The organism is Acerihabitans arboris (assembly GCF_010131535.1).
Classification (GTDB): domain Bacteria; phylum Pseudomonadota; class Gammaproteobacteria; order Enterobacterales; family Enterobacteriaceae; genus Acerihabitans; species Acerihabitans arboris.
In genome coordinates, this window is the sequence record NZ_WUBS01000001.1 from 273,296 (window position 1) to 289,594 (window position 16,299).

12 protein-coding genes and 2 tRNA genes are annotated in these 16,299 nt (G+C 56.7%); all 14 read right to left on the bottom strand.

Features of this window, described 5'->3' with window-relative positions; all coding sequences use genetic code 11:
• Positions 1–43: 43 nt before the first annotated feature.
• Positions 44–2,167: a polyribonucleotide nucleotidyltransferase gene (pnp, locus tag GRH90_RS01200; protein ID WP_162364067.1), complete on the bottom strand. Its 2,124-nt coding sequence runs from the start codon at positions 2,165–2,167 to the stop codon at positions 44–46.
• Between the two features lie 239 nt (positions 2,168–2,406).
• The gene (rpsO, locus tag GRH90_RS01205) at positions 2,407–2,676 is read right to left on the bottom strand and encodes a 30S ribosomal protein S15 (protein WP_162364068.1); all 270 of its coding nucleotides are present in this window, start codon (positions 2,674–2,676) and stop codon (positions 2,407–2,409) included.
• A gap of 117 nt (positions 2,677–2,793) precedes the next feature.
• Positions 2,794–3,735 carry a tRNA pseudouridine(55) synthase TruB gene (gene truB, locus GRH90_RS01210; protein WP_162364069.1) on the bottom strand — a complete coding sequence of 314 codons (942 nt, stop codon included), beginning with the start codon at positions 3,733–3,735 and terminating at the stop codon, positions 2,794–2,796.
• Complete coding sequence (gene rbfA, locus GRH90_RS01215; RefSeq protein WP_162364070.1) at positions 3,735–4,148, bottom strand: 30S ribosome-binding factor RbfA; 414 nt, start codon at positions 4,146–4,148, stop codon at positions 3,735–3,737. The genes truB and rbfA overlap by 1 nt, the downstream gene beginning before the upstream one ends.
• 65 nt (positions 4,149–4,213) lie before the next feature.
• Complete coding sequence (gene infB / locus GRH90_RS01220; RefSeq protein WP_162364071.1) at positions 4,214–6,922, bottom strand: translation initiation factor IF-2; 2,709 nt, start codon at positions 6,920–6,922, stop codon at positions 4,214–4,216.
• A 25-nt stretch (positions 6,923–6,947) separates the two neighbouring features.
• Positions 6,948–8,435 carry a transcription termination factor NusA gene (nusA, locus tag GRH90_RS01225; protein WP_162364072.1) on the bottom strand — a complete coding sequence of 496 codons (1,488 nt, stop codon included), beginning with the start codon at positions 8,433–8,435 and terminating at the stop codon, positions 6,948–6,950.
• A gap of 21 nt (positions 8,436–8,456) precedes the next feature.
• A complete protein-coding gene (gene rimP / locus GRH90_RS01230; protein ID WP_162364073.1) occupies positions 8,457–8,909 on the bottom strand; it encodes a ribosome maturation factor RimP in 453 nt (150 codons plus the stop codon).
• Positions 8,910–9,127: 218 nt separating this feature from the next.
• Positions 9,128–9,204 (bottom strand) — tRNA-Met (locus GRH90_RS01235).
• Positions 9,205–9,544: 340 nt separating this feature from the next.
• Complete coding sequence (locus tag GRH90_RS01240) at positions 9,545–10,741, bottom strand: hypothetical protein (RefSeq protein ID WP_162364074.1); 1,197 nt, start codon at positions 10,739–10,741, stop codon at positions 9,545–9,547.
• A 441-nt stretch (positions 10,742–11,182) separates the two neighbouring features.
• A tRNA-Leu gene (locus GRH90_RS01245) sits at positions 11,183–11,269 on the bottom strand.
• Between the two features lie 297 nt (positions 11,270–11,566).
• Positions 11,567–11,899: a preprotein translocase subunit SecG gene (gene secG / locus GRH90_RS01250; protein WP_162364075.1), complete on the bottom strand. Its 333-nt coding sequence runs from the start codon at positions 11,897–11,899 to the stop codon at positions 11,567–11,569.
• Positions 11,900–12,099: 200 nt separating this feature from the next.
• A complete protein-coding gene (glmM, locus tag GRH90_RS01255; RefSeq protein ID WP_162364076.1) occupies positions 12,100–13,437 on the bottom strand; it encodes a phosphoglucosamine mutase in 1,338 nt (445 codons plus the stop codon).
• Entirely contained in the window at positions 13,434–14,279 is an 846-nt protein-coding gene (folP, locus tag GRH90_RS01260) for a dihydropteroate synthase (protein ID WP_162364077.1), read from the bottom strand. Before folP ends, glmM begins: the two co-directional genes overlap by 4 nt.
• 82 nt (positions 14,280–14,361) lie before the next feature.
• Entirely contained in the window at positions 14,362–16,293 is a 1,932-nt protein-coding gene (gene ftsH / locus GRH90_RS01265) for an ATP-dependent zinc metalloprotease FtsH (RefSeq protein ID WP_162364078.1), read from the bottom strand.
• Between the last annotated feature and the right edge of the window lie 6 nt (positions 16,294–16,299).

Here is a 16,299-nt window from a genome sequence, read left to right on the forward strand (position 1 = left end):
TGTAAAATGCGCTAACAGTTATTCTACTCTAATTTCGTGCTGATTATTCTACTTCCGGCACAACTTGATCCTGATCCTGTCCAGGCGCGGTCGCTTCCTTGATGCTCAGGCGCACACGTCCCTGACGATCGACTTCCAGAACTTTAACCGGCACTTCCTGACCCATTTGCAGATAGTCGGATACCTTCTCGACGCGCTTGTCCGCGATTTGCGAGATATGCACCAGGCCTTCCTTGCCGCCGCCGATGGCGATAAACGCGCCAAAGTCAACAATACGGGTCACTTTACCATTATAGATACGGCCCACTTCAATTTCAGCGGTTATCTCTTCGATACGGCGGATAGCATGACGGGCTTTTTCGCCATCCGTCGCCGCCACCTTGACCGTACCGTCATCTTCGATTTCGATGGTGGTGCCGGTTTCTTCGGTCAGCGCGCGGATAACCGAGCCGCCCTTACCGATCACGTCCTTGATCTTGTCGGGATTGATCTTAATGGTATGGATACGCGGCGCGAACTGGGAAATATCGCCACGCGGGATGCTGATAGCCTGCTCCATGACGCCCAGGATATGTAAACGCGCGCCTTTGGCCTGGTTTAACGCTACCTGCATGATTTCACGGGTGATGCCTTCAATCTTGATATCCATCTGCAGCGCGGTCACGCCTTCACGGCTACCGGCTACCTTGAAGTCCATGTCGCCCAGATGATCTTCGTCGCCGAGGATATCGGACAGCACGACAAAATTGTCACCTTCTTTCACCAGGCCCATCGCGATGCCGGCAACGGCCGCCTTGATAGGCACCCCTGCGTCCATCAGTGCCAGCGAAGCGCCGCAAACCGAAGCCATGGAAGATGAACCATTGGACTCAGTGATTTCCGATACCACACGCACCGTGTACGGGAATTCGTTTGCCTTCGGCATTACCGCCAGCACGCCGCGTTTCGCCAAGCGGCCATGGCCGATTTCGCGGCGTTTCGGCGAGCCGACCATACCGGTTTCACCAACGCAGTAAGGAGGGAAGTTATAGTGTAGCAGGAAACGGTCGGTACGCTCGCCGGTCAGCTCATCAATATTCTGGGCGTCACGCTCGGTGCCGAGGGTGGCGGTAACCAGCGCCTGGGTTTCGCCACGGGTGAACAGGGCGGAACCATGGGTGCGCGGCAATACGCCGGTACGGATATCCAGGCCGCGGATCATGTCTTTTTCACGGCCGTCGATACGCGGCTCGCCGCGCAGCACGCGGCTGCGGACCACGGTTTTTTCCAGGCTGGCCAGCAGTTCCTTGATGTCGCCTTCGTCCAGGGTGTTGTCCTGCGCCAGCAGCGCGGCAACCACGTCGGACTTGATGGCGTTGACCTGGGCGTAACGCTCAAGTTTTTCAGTAATATGGTAAGCATCGCCCAGGCGGCCTTCGGCCAGTTCGGCAACGCGGCTTTGCAGCGCGGCGTTGACTTCAGGCGCGTGCCATTCCCATTTCGGCTTGCCGGCTTCGGCAACCAGGGCATTGATATTGTCGATAACGATCTGCTGTTGCTCGTGGCCGAACACCACCGCGCCCAACATTTCATCTTCGCTTAACAGCTGCGCTTCGGACTCAACCATCAGCACGGCGTTCGCGGTGCCGGCGACCACCAGGTCCAGACGGCTTTCAGCCAGTTCCGCCATGGTCGGGTTCAGTACATACTGGCTATTGATATAACCTACGCGCGCGGCGCCAATCGGGCCGCTGAACGGAATGCCGGACAGGCTGAGGGCGGCGGACGCGCCAATCATCGCCACGATATCCGGGCTGACCTGCGGATTTACCGATACCACGGTGGCAATCACCTGGATTTCATTCAGGAAGCCTTCCGGGAACAGCGGACGGATAGGACGGTCAATCAAACGGGAAATCAGGGTTTCGCCTTCGCTGGGACGGCCTTCGCGACGGAAGAATCCGCCCGGGAAACGCCCGGCTGCATAAGTACGTTCCTGGTAGTTAACGGTCAGCGGGAAAAAGCTCTGTCCCGGCTTAGCCTGCCTGGCGCCGACAACGGTAACGAATACCGCGGTGTCGTCCATGCTGACCATTACGGCGGCAGTCGCCTGGCGAGCCATCATACCGGTTTCCAGAGTTACGGTATGCTGGCCGTATTGAAACTTGCGCACGATCGGATTTAGCAAAATGATATCCTTTTTCAGGGTGAGCATAATCTGAAAAACTCACCGATGACTAACCCATCTTCTTATTGCATCCTCGCGACTAATGACAATCCTTACCCCGTTGGATAAAGTCTCTCATTAGCCGCGCGAAATTCAGCAATTGAAGAATCTACTTAAGCAACAACGCATTACCTAGAAAGGTTATTGCTCCCTAGAAGAAAGGGGCCACAAAAGGCCCCTTTCTGCCGAAACTGTCTGGCTTAGCGACGCAGGCCCAGGCGCTCGATCAGGCCGGTGTAACGTGCGACATCTTTACTTTTCAGGTAGTCAAGCAGCTTACGACGTTGTGAAACCATGCGCAGCAGGCCACGACGGCTATGGTGATCTTTTTTATGTTCCGCAAAATGGCCTTGCAAATGGCTGATTTGAGCGGTTAAAAGAGCAACCTGCACTTCGGTGGAACCGCTATCGTTGGCATCGCGGCCGAAATCAGTAACAATTTTCGCTTTCGCTTCAACACTTAGAGACATTATAACACTCCAGATTTATTGTGAAATACACAGGCGCCGATCTCTAATTCAGCAACCCCATTCATAAGCCGCGCTATTCTACTCTTAGCGCACATCGATCGCAAGGCGCATGCTCAATCAGCCATGCGTCTCCGCCACCAGCCGCCGGGGGGCGACATAGCCGGTTTCAGTGATTTCGCCGATGCCGAAAAAGCGCCTTTCCCGCCCTTCGGTTAACCTTACCATGCCCGCCCGGGTCGCATCCGCCGCCGCGACCGTCTGGCCCATCCGGGCAAAACCGGCTATTGTCTCCGGCAGGTTAACCTCGGGCATATCCTCCACCGCGCTGTCCATCGGCAGCAGCAGGCGGTCCAGCGCCGCCAGGGTATCCGGCGCGGTGGGATCGGCGGCGGCGAGCGCCTGCAGCTGTTCAAGCGTGACCATGCGATCCGCCGGATAGCGGGCGACAGCCAGGCGGCGCAGGACGATGACATGGGCGCCGCAGCCCAGCATTTCGCCCAGATCGTCGACAATGGTACGGATATAGGTGCCTTTGGAGCAGTGGATTTCCAGCTCGACGCTTTCCCGATCCCAGCGGATCAGCTCCAGCGCATAAACGGTAATCAACCGCGTGGGACGCGGTACGTCTATCCCCCGGCGCGCATATTCGTACAGCGGCTTGCCCTGGTATTTCAGCGCCGAATACATGGAGGGCGTTTGCGGCGTTTCGCCGCGAAAGCTTTCCAGCGCCCCCTCCAGCTGCGCCTGGCCAATATCCACCGGGCGCTCGCTGATGATGGCGCCCTCGGCGTCGGAGGTATCGGTGCGCTGGCCCAGCCGGGCCACCACCCGGTAACGTTTGTCCGCGTCCAGCAGATGCTGGGAGAACTTGGTGGCTTCACCCAGGCAGATGGGCAGCATGCCGGTGGCGAGCGGATCCAGCGCGCCGGTATGCCCCGCCTTGTTGGCGTGGAACAGCCGCTTTACTTTTTGCAGCAGATCGTTGGAGGAGAGGCCAATCGGCTTATCCAACAACAGGATGCCGTCTATATCGCGACCGCGACGACTTGGACGGCCCATCAGTCTTTCTTGCCCTCGCCGCCCTCGTCGGGTTCGGCTTCGCCCCGACGGGCGCGGTCATTCTGCACCACCTGGCTGACCAGGTTGGACATGCGCATGCCTTCCACCAGCGAGCTGTCGTAGGAGAAGGTCAGTTCCGGCACCACCCGCAGTCGCATGGCCTTGCCCAGCAGGCTGCGGATAAATCCGGAGGCGTCCTGGAGCGCGGTAATGCCGATTTTGATTTGCTGTGGTTCGTTATCATTGAGGAAGGTGACGAACACTTTGGCATAAGCCAGGTCGCGCGAGACTTCCACGCTGGAAACGGTGGCCATGCCGACGCGTGGATCTTTGATTTCGCGCTGCAGGATGATGGCAATTTCTTTTTGCATCTCCTGGGCGACACGCTGGGTTCGGCTATATTCTTTTGCCATTATAATTTCTCCAGACAAAACAGGGGGCATAAGCCCCCCTTGCATCGATAAATGCCCACGATGGCTTACTCGATGGTGCGTTGAATCTCGATGGTTTCGAAGACTTCAATCACATCACCCGGACGGACATCGTTGTAGTTCTTCACGCCGATACCACATTCCATGCCGTTGCGCACTTCGTTGACGTCATCCTTGAAGCGACGCAGCGATTCCAGCTCGCCTTCGTAAATCACGACGTTGTCGCGCAATACACGAATACGGTTGTGACGTTTCACCACACCTTCGGTCACCATACAACCGGCGATGGCGCCAAACTTCGGCGAGCGGAACACGTCGCGCACTTCGGCCAGGCCGATGATTTCCTGACGGTATTCCGGTGCCAGCATACCGCTCATGGCCTGTTTGACTTCATCAATCAGGTCATAGATAACCGAGTAGTAGCGCAGATCCAGGCTTTCGGCTTCAACCACCCGGCGGGCGGAGGCGTCGGCGCGGACGTTAAAGCCCAGGATGATGGCGTTGGAGGCCGCGGCCAGGGTCGCATCGGTTTCGGTGATGCCGCCGACGCCGGAGCCGACAATCTTGACCTTAACCTCAGCGGTGGACAGCGCCTCGAGGGCATCGCAAATCGCTTCGGTGGAGCCCTGCACGTCGGCTTTCAGCACGATGTTCAGTTCGGAAACTTCGCCTTCGGTCATATTGGCGAACATATTTTCCAGCTTGGACTTCTGCTGGCGCGCCAGTTTGACTTCACGGAATTTACCCTGACGGTACAAGGCGACTTCGCGGGCTTTCTTCTCGTCACGCACCACGGTGGCTTCGTCACCCGCGGCGGGCACGCCGGACAGGCCGAGAATTTCAACCGGGATGGACGGGCCGGCCGAGGAGACTTCACGTCCCAGCTCGTCGCGCATCGCGCGCACGCGGCCATACTCAAAACCGCACAGGACAATATCGCCTTTATTCAACGTACCTTCACGCACCAGGACCGTCGCAACCGGACCGCGTCCCTTATCCAGGAAGGATTCGATGACCGCGCCGCTGGCCATGCCGTTGCGGATAGCCTTAAGCTCGAGCACTTCGGCCTGCAGCAGGATGGCGTCCAGCAGTTCGTCGATACCGACGCCGGATTTCGCCGACACGTTGACGAACTGGCTTTCGCCGCCCCATTCTTCCGGGATGACGCCGTACTGGGTTAATTCATTTTTAACGCGATCCGGGTCGGCTTCGGGTTTGTCGATTTTGTTCACCGCCACGACTACCGGCACTTTCGCCGCCTTGGCGTGCTGGATGGCTTCGATGGTCTGCGGCATCACGCCGTCATCAGCCGCCACGACCAGCACCACGATATCCGTCGCCTGGGCGCCACGGGCACGCATGGCGGTAAACGCCGCATGTCCGGGGGTATCCAGGAAGGTGATCATGCCGTTTTCGGTTTCCACATGGTAGGCGCCGATATGCTGGGTAATGCCGCCGGCTTCGCCCGCCGCCACTTTTGTGGAGCGGATATAGTCGAGCAACGAGGTCTTGCCGTGGTCGACGTGGCCCATGATGGTCACGACCGGCGCGCGAGGTTCCGCCGCCGCATCGATATCACGGTCGCTCATCACCAATTCTTCGAGCTCGTTCTCGCGGCGCAGGATAACCTTATGGCCCATTTCCTCGGCCACCAGCTGCGCCGTTTCCTGATCGATAACCTGGTTGATGGTCGCCATGGCGCCCAGCTTCATCATCGCCTTGATAACCTGGGAGCCTTTCACCGCCATCTTATTGGCCAGTTCGGCAACCGTCACGGTCTCGCCAATCACCACATCGCGGTTAACGATCTGGGCGGGCTTGTTGAAGCTCTGCTGCAGGGTACTTGGCTTGCGTTTGCCTTTGCGACCAACGGCGCGGGCCTCTTCACGATCGGCCTTGGATTCGGACAGCCGGCTGGTCTTTTTCTGTTTGGTTGCCTTGCCGCCGCGCGTGCGGGCGCGACGCTCACCTTCGACCTTACGGTCGTTTTCATCTTCCGCTTCACGGGCGTGATGAGAGGTGGTGACATGGTAGTCACTGGCATCCTCTTCCGTCGGCTCTGGGGTAGCAACCCAGGTGCCGCCGTTTTCTTCAGCCATCCGCTTGGCTTCTTCGACAGCGAGGCGTGCACTTTCTTCAACCTTGCGACGCGTTTCCTCTTCCGCTTTACGTCTAAGCTCAGCGGCCTCGGCTTCACGGCGGGCTTTTTCAGCCGCCTGTGGTGACTTGGTCATATGATTGGTCTGCTGGTTGGTCAATTTTTCACTTTCCGCTGCCACACGCTTCGCTGTATCAGCGGCCTCACGTTTGGCTTTATCGTCGGCCGCACGTTTTGCTTTTTCGTCGGCTTCATGTTTGGCTTTTTCAGCGGCTTCTTGCTTCGCCCGCTCTTCAGCCTCACGAAGGGCCAGTTCTTCCGCTTCACGTTTAGCCAGCTCCTCCGCTTCCGCCTGTTCCGCGGACTGGGGATCGCGTTGCACATACGTGCGTTTCTTGCGGACTTCTATTTGCACCGATTTACTTTTACCGCCGGTACTCGGAATATTCAAGGTGCTGCGGGTTTTGCGTTGTAAAGTAAGTTTATTCGGCGCGCTGCCCCGCTCACGGTTCAGGTGCGCTAATAAGGTCTGTTTCTCATGCTGGGTCACAGAATCGGCTTCGGTCTTGTCGATACCAGCATCAGCAAACTGCTGTACCAGGCGATCGACCGGAGTCTGAATTTCTGCGGCGAGCGATTTTACGGTTACATCTGTCATGCTGTTCCTTTCCTGCTACAGTTTATTACGCGTTGTCGCCAAACCAACAGATATTGCGCGCGGCCATAATCAGCTCACCGGCTTTTTCACTACTCAGCCCTTCAATATCTGACAGGTCATCGACACCCTGTTCGGCAAGATCTTCCAGCGTACAAACACCGCGCGCCGCCAGCTTGAACGCCATCTCGCGCTCAAGCTCCGGCAGACTTAACAGGTCTTCAGCCGGCTTGCCCCCGCCGCGATTCTCTTCCTGCGCCAGGGCGAGCGTGGTCAGGGCGTTTTTAGCCCGCTCACGCAACGCTTCTACCATTTCTTCATCAAGCCCTTCGATTTCCAGCAATTCCTTCATTGGGACATACGCGAGTTCTTCCAATGAGGAGAAGCCTTCTTCAACCAGCACCGTGGCGAATTCTTCATCAATATCGAGATGCCTGGTGAAGATATCGATGGCGGCATGGGCTTCAGCCTGATGTTTTTCCTGCAGGTCCTCGACGGTCATCACATTCAGTTCCCAGCCGCTAAGCTGAGAAGCCAGCCGGACGTTCTGCCCGTTACGACCGATGGCCTGCGCCAGATTGCCGGATTCAACCGCGATATCCATGGTGTGCTTGTCTTCATCGACCACAATGGAGGCCACGTCGGCCGGAGCCATGGCGTTGATGACAAACTGCGCCGGATTATCATCCCACAGGATGATATCGATTCGTTCGCCGCCCAGTTCGCTGGACACCGCCTGGACGCGCGCGCCGCGCATGCCAACGCAGGCGCCCACCGGATCGATACGTTTGTCGTTGGTTTTCACCGCAATTTTTGCCCGTGAACCCGGATCGCGCGCCGCGGCCTTGATCTCAATGACCTCTTCGCCGATTTCCGGTACTTCAATGCGGAATAATTCTATCAGCATTTCTGGGCGGGAACGGCTAACAAACAGCTGGGCGCCGCGTGCTTCCGGACGTACTGAATAGAGAACACCGCGGATACGGTCGCCGGGGCGGAAGTTTTCGCGCGGCAGCATGTCTTCACGGCCGATCACCGCCTCGGCATTGCTACCCAAATCGAGGCTGATATTGTCGCGATTAACTTTTTTCACCACGCCGGTGACGATTTCACCTTCATGCTGGCGGAACTGCTCCACCACCATGGCGCGTTCTGCTTCGCGCACTTTCTGGACAATGACCTGTTTAGCGGTTTGGGTAGTGATGCGGTCAAATACCACGGATTCAATCTCGTCCTCGACATAGCCGCCTAACACGGATTCCGGGTCTTCGAACTGCGCCGCGTCAAACGTGATCTCACGCGTCGGCTGCGTCACTTCATTCACGATCACCCAACGGCGAAAGGTTTCGAAATCGCCGGTTTTGCGATCGATATTGACACGAACCTCAATTTCTTGCTCGTACTTTTTCTTTGTTGCCGTAGCCAGTGCAGTTTCCAGCGCTTCAAAAATTTTTTCACGAGGAACCGCTTTTTCATTGGAAACTGCTTCAACAACAGCCAGAATTTCTTTATTCATCCTAGTTGCCTCATTAAAACGTTAAAAGTGGGGTACCAGGTTCGCTTTCTGGATGTTGCTTAAAGCGAACACTTCATCTTTTCCTTCCACCGTCACCGTGATCATTTCGCCGTCAACTGTTTTAATGATTCCCTGCCATTTGCGACGGTTTTGCATCGCAATGCGCAAAACCACGCTGACTTCTTCACCGATGAACTGCGTATAATGCGCGGCGGCAAACAAAGGACGATCGAGACCCGGAGACGACACCTCAAGGGTGTACGCCACGGAGATAGGGTCTTCGACGTCAAACACCGCGCTGACCTGGTGGCTGACATCAGCACAATCATCGACGGTGATCCCATTGTCACTGTCAATATAGATGCGTAACGTTGACTGCCGGCCCCGAATGAATTCTATGCCTACCAGCTCATAGCCCAAGGCTTCCACCGGTGCGGCGATCATCTCAGTCAATTTTTGTTCTAATGTGGACAAGCCCACCCCCAAGACATAAAAAAAGGGCTAAAAAGCCCAGTATTTCTGTAGTTTAATAACAAAAAACCCCGAAAATTCGGGGCTTTTTGCGACTGGGACCCTGTAAGCCGCCGAGCGACTTTACAACATTCCATAGAATCTTTTTTCAAACGCCGCTGCGATAAATACCCAAAAAGCCGTACTGAGCAGTATATTTGAAAAAGAACTCTAAGGGAAAGTGGTTGCGGGGGCCGGATTTGAACCGACGACCTTCGGGTTATGAGCCCGACGAGCTACCAGGCTGCTCCACCCCGCGTCTGAAATCGTTGCGAATAGTACGCCGATAACCTTAAAAAAGCAAGTTATCATTACGTAACAAACGTCTGTATTGAGCAATACATCCCGCCAACCGACTGTTTCAAAAGTGTTTTAAGGATTGTCGCGTTTTTTTGCCATGACTGAGGAGCGGGCCGGCAATCCCCGTTTACGCATCCTGTGATTAAAAAAATACGATTTGCGCTATCGGTCGGGGAGGCAGAGTATTTCACAACGCCGCCGGCCGGGCAAGCCTTCTTTAAGCAGAATGCGCCCTCCCCGCACGGGGAGGGCGGGCCCGGCTTTCGTCGGAACCAGGGGGCACGGCGTATTGCGCGGGCTTAGGTATTTTTTGCCCTATTTTCACCGGCTTTATGTTCAAAAAAAGCCCGCAAATTGCTGACATGGGAGGTGGTGTTGATGACGGCGCTATCTGAGCCCGCGGCCGGCAGCTTAGCGCCAACGCCGGATTTTGCGGCCGGGACGGCGTTCGGGGAGGCGGTATCCGCCGCCCTTGATATCGTCGGCGCCAACCGCTCATCCTCCCGCGCTGCCGGCATGGGTCCGGCAATCCCATCCACCGGGGCGGCGCGAGATGGCGCAACGCGCTTACGGGCGCCGTCCGCGTCGGCCGCTGTGCCAAACGCGGCGCCGCCGTCGTTCAGGCTAAACGGCTGATCGGAAAATAACGGATACGAAAACTTAGGCTCATATACCGCCTTGTTGGTGTTGTATGTCACCAGGCTATCAATCGCGGCGGCGTTTTGCGGTGTATCCAGGACAGCCCTGGCGGCCGGATCGTTCAGCCGGTCGGCTATCATGTGCGCGGTGCGCATTTTCACCACGTTGAATTGGTCGTTCATGGTCATCAATGCGCATAGGCCGGCTAGGCTGCCGAATTGCAAATCCGGATGTTGCAGTACCCACAATGCCAGTTTGCCGCGGAACTCGCCGCTCCTGCCGTCCTGGCTGTCGATAGCCAGCTCCTTAACGATGATAGCGGTATTCGGGATTTGCTCCGGCTGCTTAAAGGACATTTTGTAACCGGTTTTGCCGTTATCATCGGTGTAGGGGCTTATGGTAATGTTTTCAGAGGAGAAAAGCGGACTGTTCGGGTTATCGATTAAAAAACTTTTAATTGCTTTACCGTTTTCTTCAAGGCTAGAGCCATCCTTAAGCAAGGTACCAATGAGATTTTTTGGCGCCACGGTTCTGTCTTGCGGGCGGGTAAGCATTTGCTGGAAGATATCATTGGCATCCTTGCTCGCCGTGGCCGTTCCCTTCTTACCGCCAATGGACAATCTAGCCAGCATTTTTCCCAATTTACCGGCAAACGCACCGGCCCGGCGTTCGACGGTGGTTAAGAGTTTTTGCAGCGAGTTTCCCGCTTTTGCCAGCTTGTCATGGAATCCGGGGCTGAAATTGCTTTTTACCGCCGGTTTGGCGGCGCCGGAAACCTCGGTCTCTTTATTTTGTATGTTTGTTAGTTGATGAAAATGCGTTGCGGCCGAATGCCGTTGCGTACAGGGTAACGCCATAATATTCTCTCCCGCTCTAATGGATAACTGACAAATTCTTGGTTGAAAACCGCACCATCAGCCTTAATGCGCTGGTGAAACTTAAAACGAGCCAGGTGAACTCATTCAGGCGCTAATTTCTCATATACCGCAGGCGCCGAATTGTATAAATCGCTTATGGATAAATGAAATGCGCAGCGGGGAATCGCGGTTGCGCTGGATCGGGTTTATGGGGTGTATTGCGGATAGGTCAAGAATAGGAAATGAGCGCTGAGATGCCGGCGCGAAGCTGTTTAATCGGGGGTTACGGCGTTGAAAACCTGAACCTGCGTCAGGCTGGGTTTGCCGTGACTGGTATTGAAGTGATTAGGCATCTATCGCCCGCACTTTATGGCTTACTGATGATGGCATCATCATTACCGGCTTGCTGATGGCGTTATTTCAACCAGCCGTTTTTATAGTTGGTACCGAGGACGGGACTTGAACCCGTAAGCCCAATCGGGCACTACCACCTCAAGGTAGCGTGTCTACCAATTCCACCACCTCGGCACTATTTATTTCAATCCTGTTATTTCAATCCTGTTATTCCAATCCTGTTATTCCAATCTTTTTGCTACAAATTTATTACTTCAAACTTGCTGATTTCGTACTGATTTACTGCAAAATAACGTCAAAGCTTCACACCCTTTGTTTATTTCCGGTGGGCTCCGGCCACTTGACTGCTTACTGTGATACCACTGCTTATTTTCACTTTTACGCAGTGCTCGGCACCAGATATCACGTATTCGCAAAACACCGGCGCCGCTTGATTCGCTATCGCGACAACTTAAGGTAAACCGGTACCGATTACTGCGGGATATCGTTATTCGGTTTCGCCGGCGCGTCGGACGGTGCCTTTGGCGCTTGCGGGGCCTGGTTCAGGTTATCCCACTCGCTGCCTTTCTGGCTGTGGCTGCCGCTAAGGTTGCCAAGCACCAGACTGAGGATAAAAAACAGCGTTGCGAGCACGGCCGTCACACGGGTCATGAAATTACCGGAACCACTCGAACCGAACAAGGTCGCGGATGCGCCTGCGCCGAAAGAGGCCCCCATATCAGCACCTTTACCTTGTTGCAGCATAATCAGCGCAACCAGCCCGACAGCTATCAACAGGAATATGACTAACAGAGCTTCGTACATAATCTTTTCAGTATCCTTGCGGGTTGCACCGCGCGTTAGGCTATGGCCCCAATCCGGTTAAGACAATCTCCGACTGGAGCGGGTGTGAATACTAACTAAAGCCGTCATGACGTGCAAGGGCAAATTGCGGCTAACGCGCTGATTGCGGAAAAAAACGTCAGCTGGATACGGGGAGCGGCTATCCAGGCTCCCCATGCCCGTTAGCCCGCCGCCTTCACCGCGTCGGCGATAACATGGGCCAGGCGGCTGACCTGATCGGCATCCTCGCCTTCCACCATCACCCGGATCAGGGGTTCGGTGCCTGATTTGCGCAACAGCACCCTGCCCCGCCCGGCCAGGGCGGTTTCCACATCCGCCAGCGCCTGTTTTACCGCCGCCGACTCCAGCGGGTCGCCGACGCCGGCAAACCGCACGTTAACCAGGATTTGCGGCAGCAGGCGCATGCCGCTGCACAGATCGTGCAGCGTCATATGGTTGCCCACCATGGCGGACAGGACCTGCAGCCCGGCGATAATGCCGTCGCCGGTGGTGGTTTTATCCAGCAGGATGACGTGGCCGGAATTTTCCGCGCCGATGCGCCAGCCCTTCTCCTGCATTTTTTCCAGCACATAGCGGTCGCCCACCTTGGCGCGTACAAACGGGATGCCCAGCTGTTTCAGCGCCAGTTCAAGCCCCATATTGCTCATCAGGGTGCCCACGACGCCGCCGCTGAGCTGGCCCTGGCGCAGCTTTTCCCGGGCGATGATATAGAGGATTTGATCTCCGTCGACCTTGTTGCCCAGGTGATCGATCATGATCACCCGATCGCCGTCGCCGTCATAGGCAATGCCGAGATCGGCCTTGTCTTCCAGCACGCGCCGCTGCAGCAGGCGTACGTCGGTGGCGCCGCACTCCTGGTTGATGTTCATCCCGTCCGGCTGGCAGCCTATCGCCACCACCTGGGCCCCCAGTTCGCGCAGCACGCTGGGCGCGATATGGTAGGTGGCGCCGTTGGCGCAATCCACCACGATCTTTAAGCCCTTGAGGCTGCTGTTGCTGGGAAATGTCCCTTTGCAGAATTCAATATAACGCCCCGCCGCGTCGACGATGCGACTCGCCTTGCCCAGTTCGGAAGACTCGACGCAGGTGATGGTTTTTTCCAGCTCGGCCTCGATGGCCTCTTCCACCGCATCCGGCAGTTTGGTGCCGTCGATGGAGAAAAATTTGATGCCGTTATCGTAGTAGGGATTATGCGAGGCGGAGATAACAATGCCCGCCTCCGCGCGGAAGGTGCGCGTCAGGTAGGCAATGGCCGGGGTTGGCATCGGCCCGGTAAAGGCGGCGGATAACCCTGCGGCGGCCAGCCCGGCTTCCAGGGCCGACTCCAGCATATAACCGGAAATACGCGTGTCCTTGCCGATGATGATTTTACGCGACCCATGGCGCGCCAGCACCTTGCCGGCAGCCCAACCCAGCTTCAGCACGAAATCAGGGGTAATGGGGCTATCGCCGACCTTGCCGCGAATGCCGTCGGTGCCGAAGTATTTATGGTTGCTCATACAAATAGTGATTCCTTCGCTGAAAGAGTCGCGTTGACGATCTGCATCGCCTCGACGGTTGCCTTGACATCATGGACGCGAATTATCTGCGCGCCCTGCATGGCGGCAATGACCGCGCAGGCCACGCTGCCCATGATGCGCTCCCCGGGGGGAAGCGGGATAAGTTGCCCTATCATGGATTTGCGCGACATGCCCACCAGGAGGGGCAGACCAAAATGATGAAAATCCCCCAGCCTGGCCAGGAGGCGGTAATTATGCGCTAAATCCTTGCCAAAACCGAAGCCCGGATCGAGTAATACTCTTTTTTTATCAATTCCCGCCGCCTCGCAGCAGGCAATGCGTTCGGTGAAAAACCGATCCACGTCCGCCAGCACATCGTCATAGCGCGGCGCCTGCTGCATGGAGCGCGGTTCCCCCTGCATATGCATCAGGCAGACCAGCAGGCCGCTGTCGCGGGCCGCTTCAAGCGCCCCTGGGTCGGTCAAGGCGCGGATATCGTTAATCAGATGCGCCCCCGCCGCGGCGCTCTCGCGCATCACCAGCGCGCGCGAGGTATCCACCGAGATAACCACGTCCAGTCGCTGCGCCAGGGCGCTGACCACCGGCAGCACGCGGTCGGCTTCTTCCTGCTCGCTCACCGCGGCCGCGCCGGGCCGGGTGGATTCACCGCCGATATCAATCAGCGTCGCGCCGGCGGCGATCATGTCCTGCGCATGGGCCAGGGCGGCATCCAGCCGGCTATATTTGCCGCCGTCGGAAAAAGAGTCGGGCGTGACGTTGAGGATACCCATCACCCGTGGGGAGGAAAGATCGAGCACGCGCTGGCTAAGTTTAAGTTGCATTGGGCAACAGTCCTTCATAAAAAAGCCCCGACTGCGTTCGCCGGGGCTGATGTGATGATCGACCAGAACAGGGTGCCGGGCCTTAGTTGTTGCCGAACTGTTCCGACATGGTGTTGCCGGTCGGGGTATTGGGTTCATCCACCGGCGTCGGCGCTTTAGGCGTGCCGCCGTTATCGGACGAATGGTTGCTCGGTGAATCATCCCAGCCGGCTGGCGGACGCACGTCCTTGCGGCCCATCAAATCGTCGATCTGCGGGGCGTCGATGGTTTCATATTTCATCAATGCATCTTTCATCGAATGCAGGATATCCATATTTTCCATCAGCAGGGTGCGTGCCCGGGCATAGTTGCGTTCAATCAGGGATTTAACCTCTTGATCGATAATACGCGCCGTCTCATCGGACATATGCTTGGCTTTCGCCACCGAGCGGCCCAGGAACACTTCGCCTTCTTCCTCGGCGTACAGCAAAGGTCCCAGTTTTTCGGAGAAGCCCCACTGGGTCACCATGTTGCGCGCAATCGAGGTGGCAACCTTGATATCATTGGACGCGCCGGTGGACACCTTTTGCACGCCGTAAATGATCTCTTCGGCAAGACGGCCGCCGTACAGGGTGGAGATCTGGCTTTCCAGCTTCTGGCGGCTGGCGCTGATGGCGTCGCCTTCCGGCAGGAAGAACGTCACGCCCAGCGCGCGGCCGCGCGGAATTATCGTGACCTTATGCACCGGATCGTGCTCGGGCACCAGGCGGCCGATAATGGCGTGGCCCGCCTCGTGGTACGCGGTGGATTCCTTTTGCGCTTCGGTCATCACCATGGAGCGGCGTTCCGCGCCCATCATGATCTTGTCCTTGGCTTTTTCAAATTCCACCATGGATACGACACGCTTGCTGCCTCGGGCGGCAAACAGCGCGGCCTCGTTCACCAGGTTGGCCAAATCGGCGCCTGAGAAGCCGGGCGTGCCACGGGCAATGACCGACGGATCCATATCGGTGGACAAAGGCACCCGGCGCATATGGACTTTCAGGATCTGCTCACGGCCGCGCACATCCGGCAGGCCGACGACAACCTGGCGGTCAAAACGGCCGGGACGCAGCAAGGCCGGGTCCAGCACGTCGGGACGGTTGGTCGCGGCGATAACGATGATGCCTTCATTGCCTTCGAAGCCATCCATTTCCACCAGCATCTGGTTCAGGGTCTGTTCGCGTTCGTCATGACCGCCGCCGAGACCCGCGCCGCGCTGACGCCCCACGGCATCGATTTCATCGATAAAGATAATACAAGGCGCGGCTTTCTTTGCCTGTTCAAACATGTCGCGTACGCGTGACGCGCCGACGCCGACAAACATTTCCACGAAATCCGAACCGGAGATGGTAAAGAACGGGACTTTGGCTTCACCGGCAATGGCCTTGGCCAGCAGGGTCTTACCGGTTCCGGGCGGCCCGACCATCAGCACGCCTTTCGGGATTTTACCGCCGAGCTTCTGGAAGCGGCTCGGTTCGCGCAGGTAATCCACCAGTTCGCTGACTTCTTCTTTTGCTTCGTCGCAGCCCGCAACGTCGGCAAAAGTGGTTTTGATCTGATCTTCAGTCAGCATGCGGGCCTTGCTCTTGCCGAAGGACATCGCCCCCTTGCCGCCGCCGCCCTGCATTTGCCGCATAAAGAAGATCCAGACGCCTATCAGCAGCAGCATCGGGAACCAGGAAATAAAGATCGAGGCCAGCAGGCTTGGTTCTTCCGGCGGCTCACCGACTACTTTCACGTTCCGGGTCAGCAGGATGTCCAACAACTTGGGATCGTTGACCGGGATAAACGTGGTATAGCGGTTACTGTCTTTCTTGGTAACGTTAATTTCACGTCCGTTAATACGTGCTTCCCGAATCTGATCCTGATTCAATTCAGACATAAAGGTAGAGTAATCTACCTTACGGCTATTGGACTCGCTGGGCCCGAAGCTCTGAAATACAGACATCAACACTACTGCGATGACCAACCAGAGAATCAGGTTTTTCGCCATGTCACT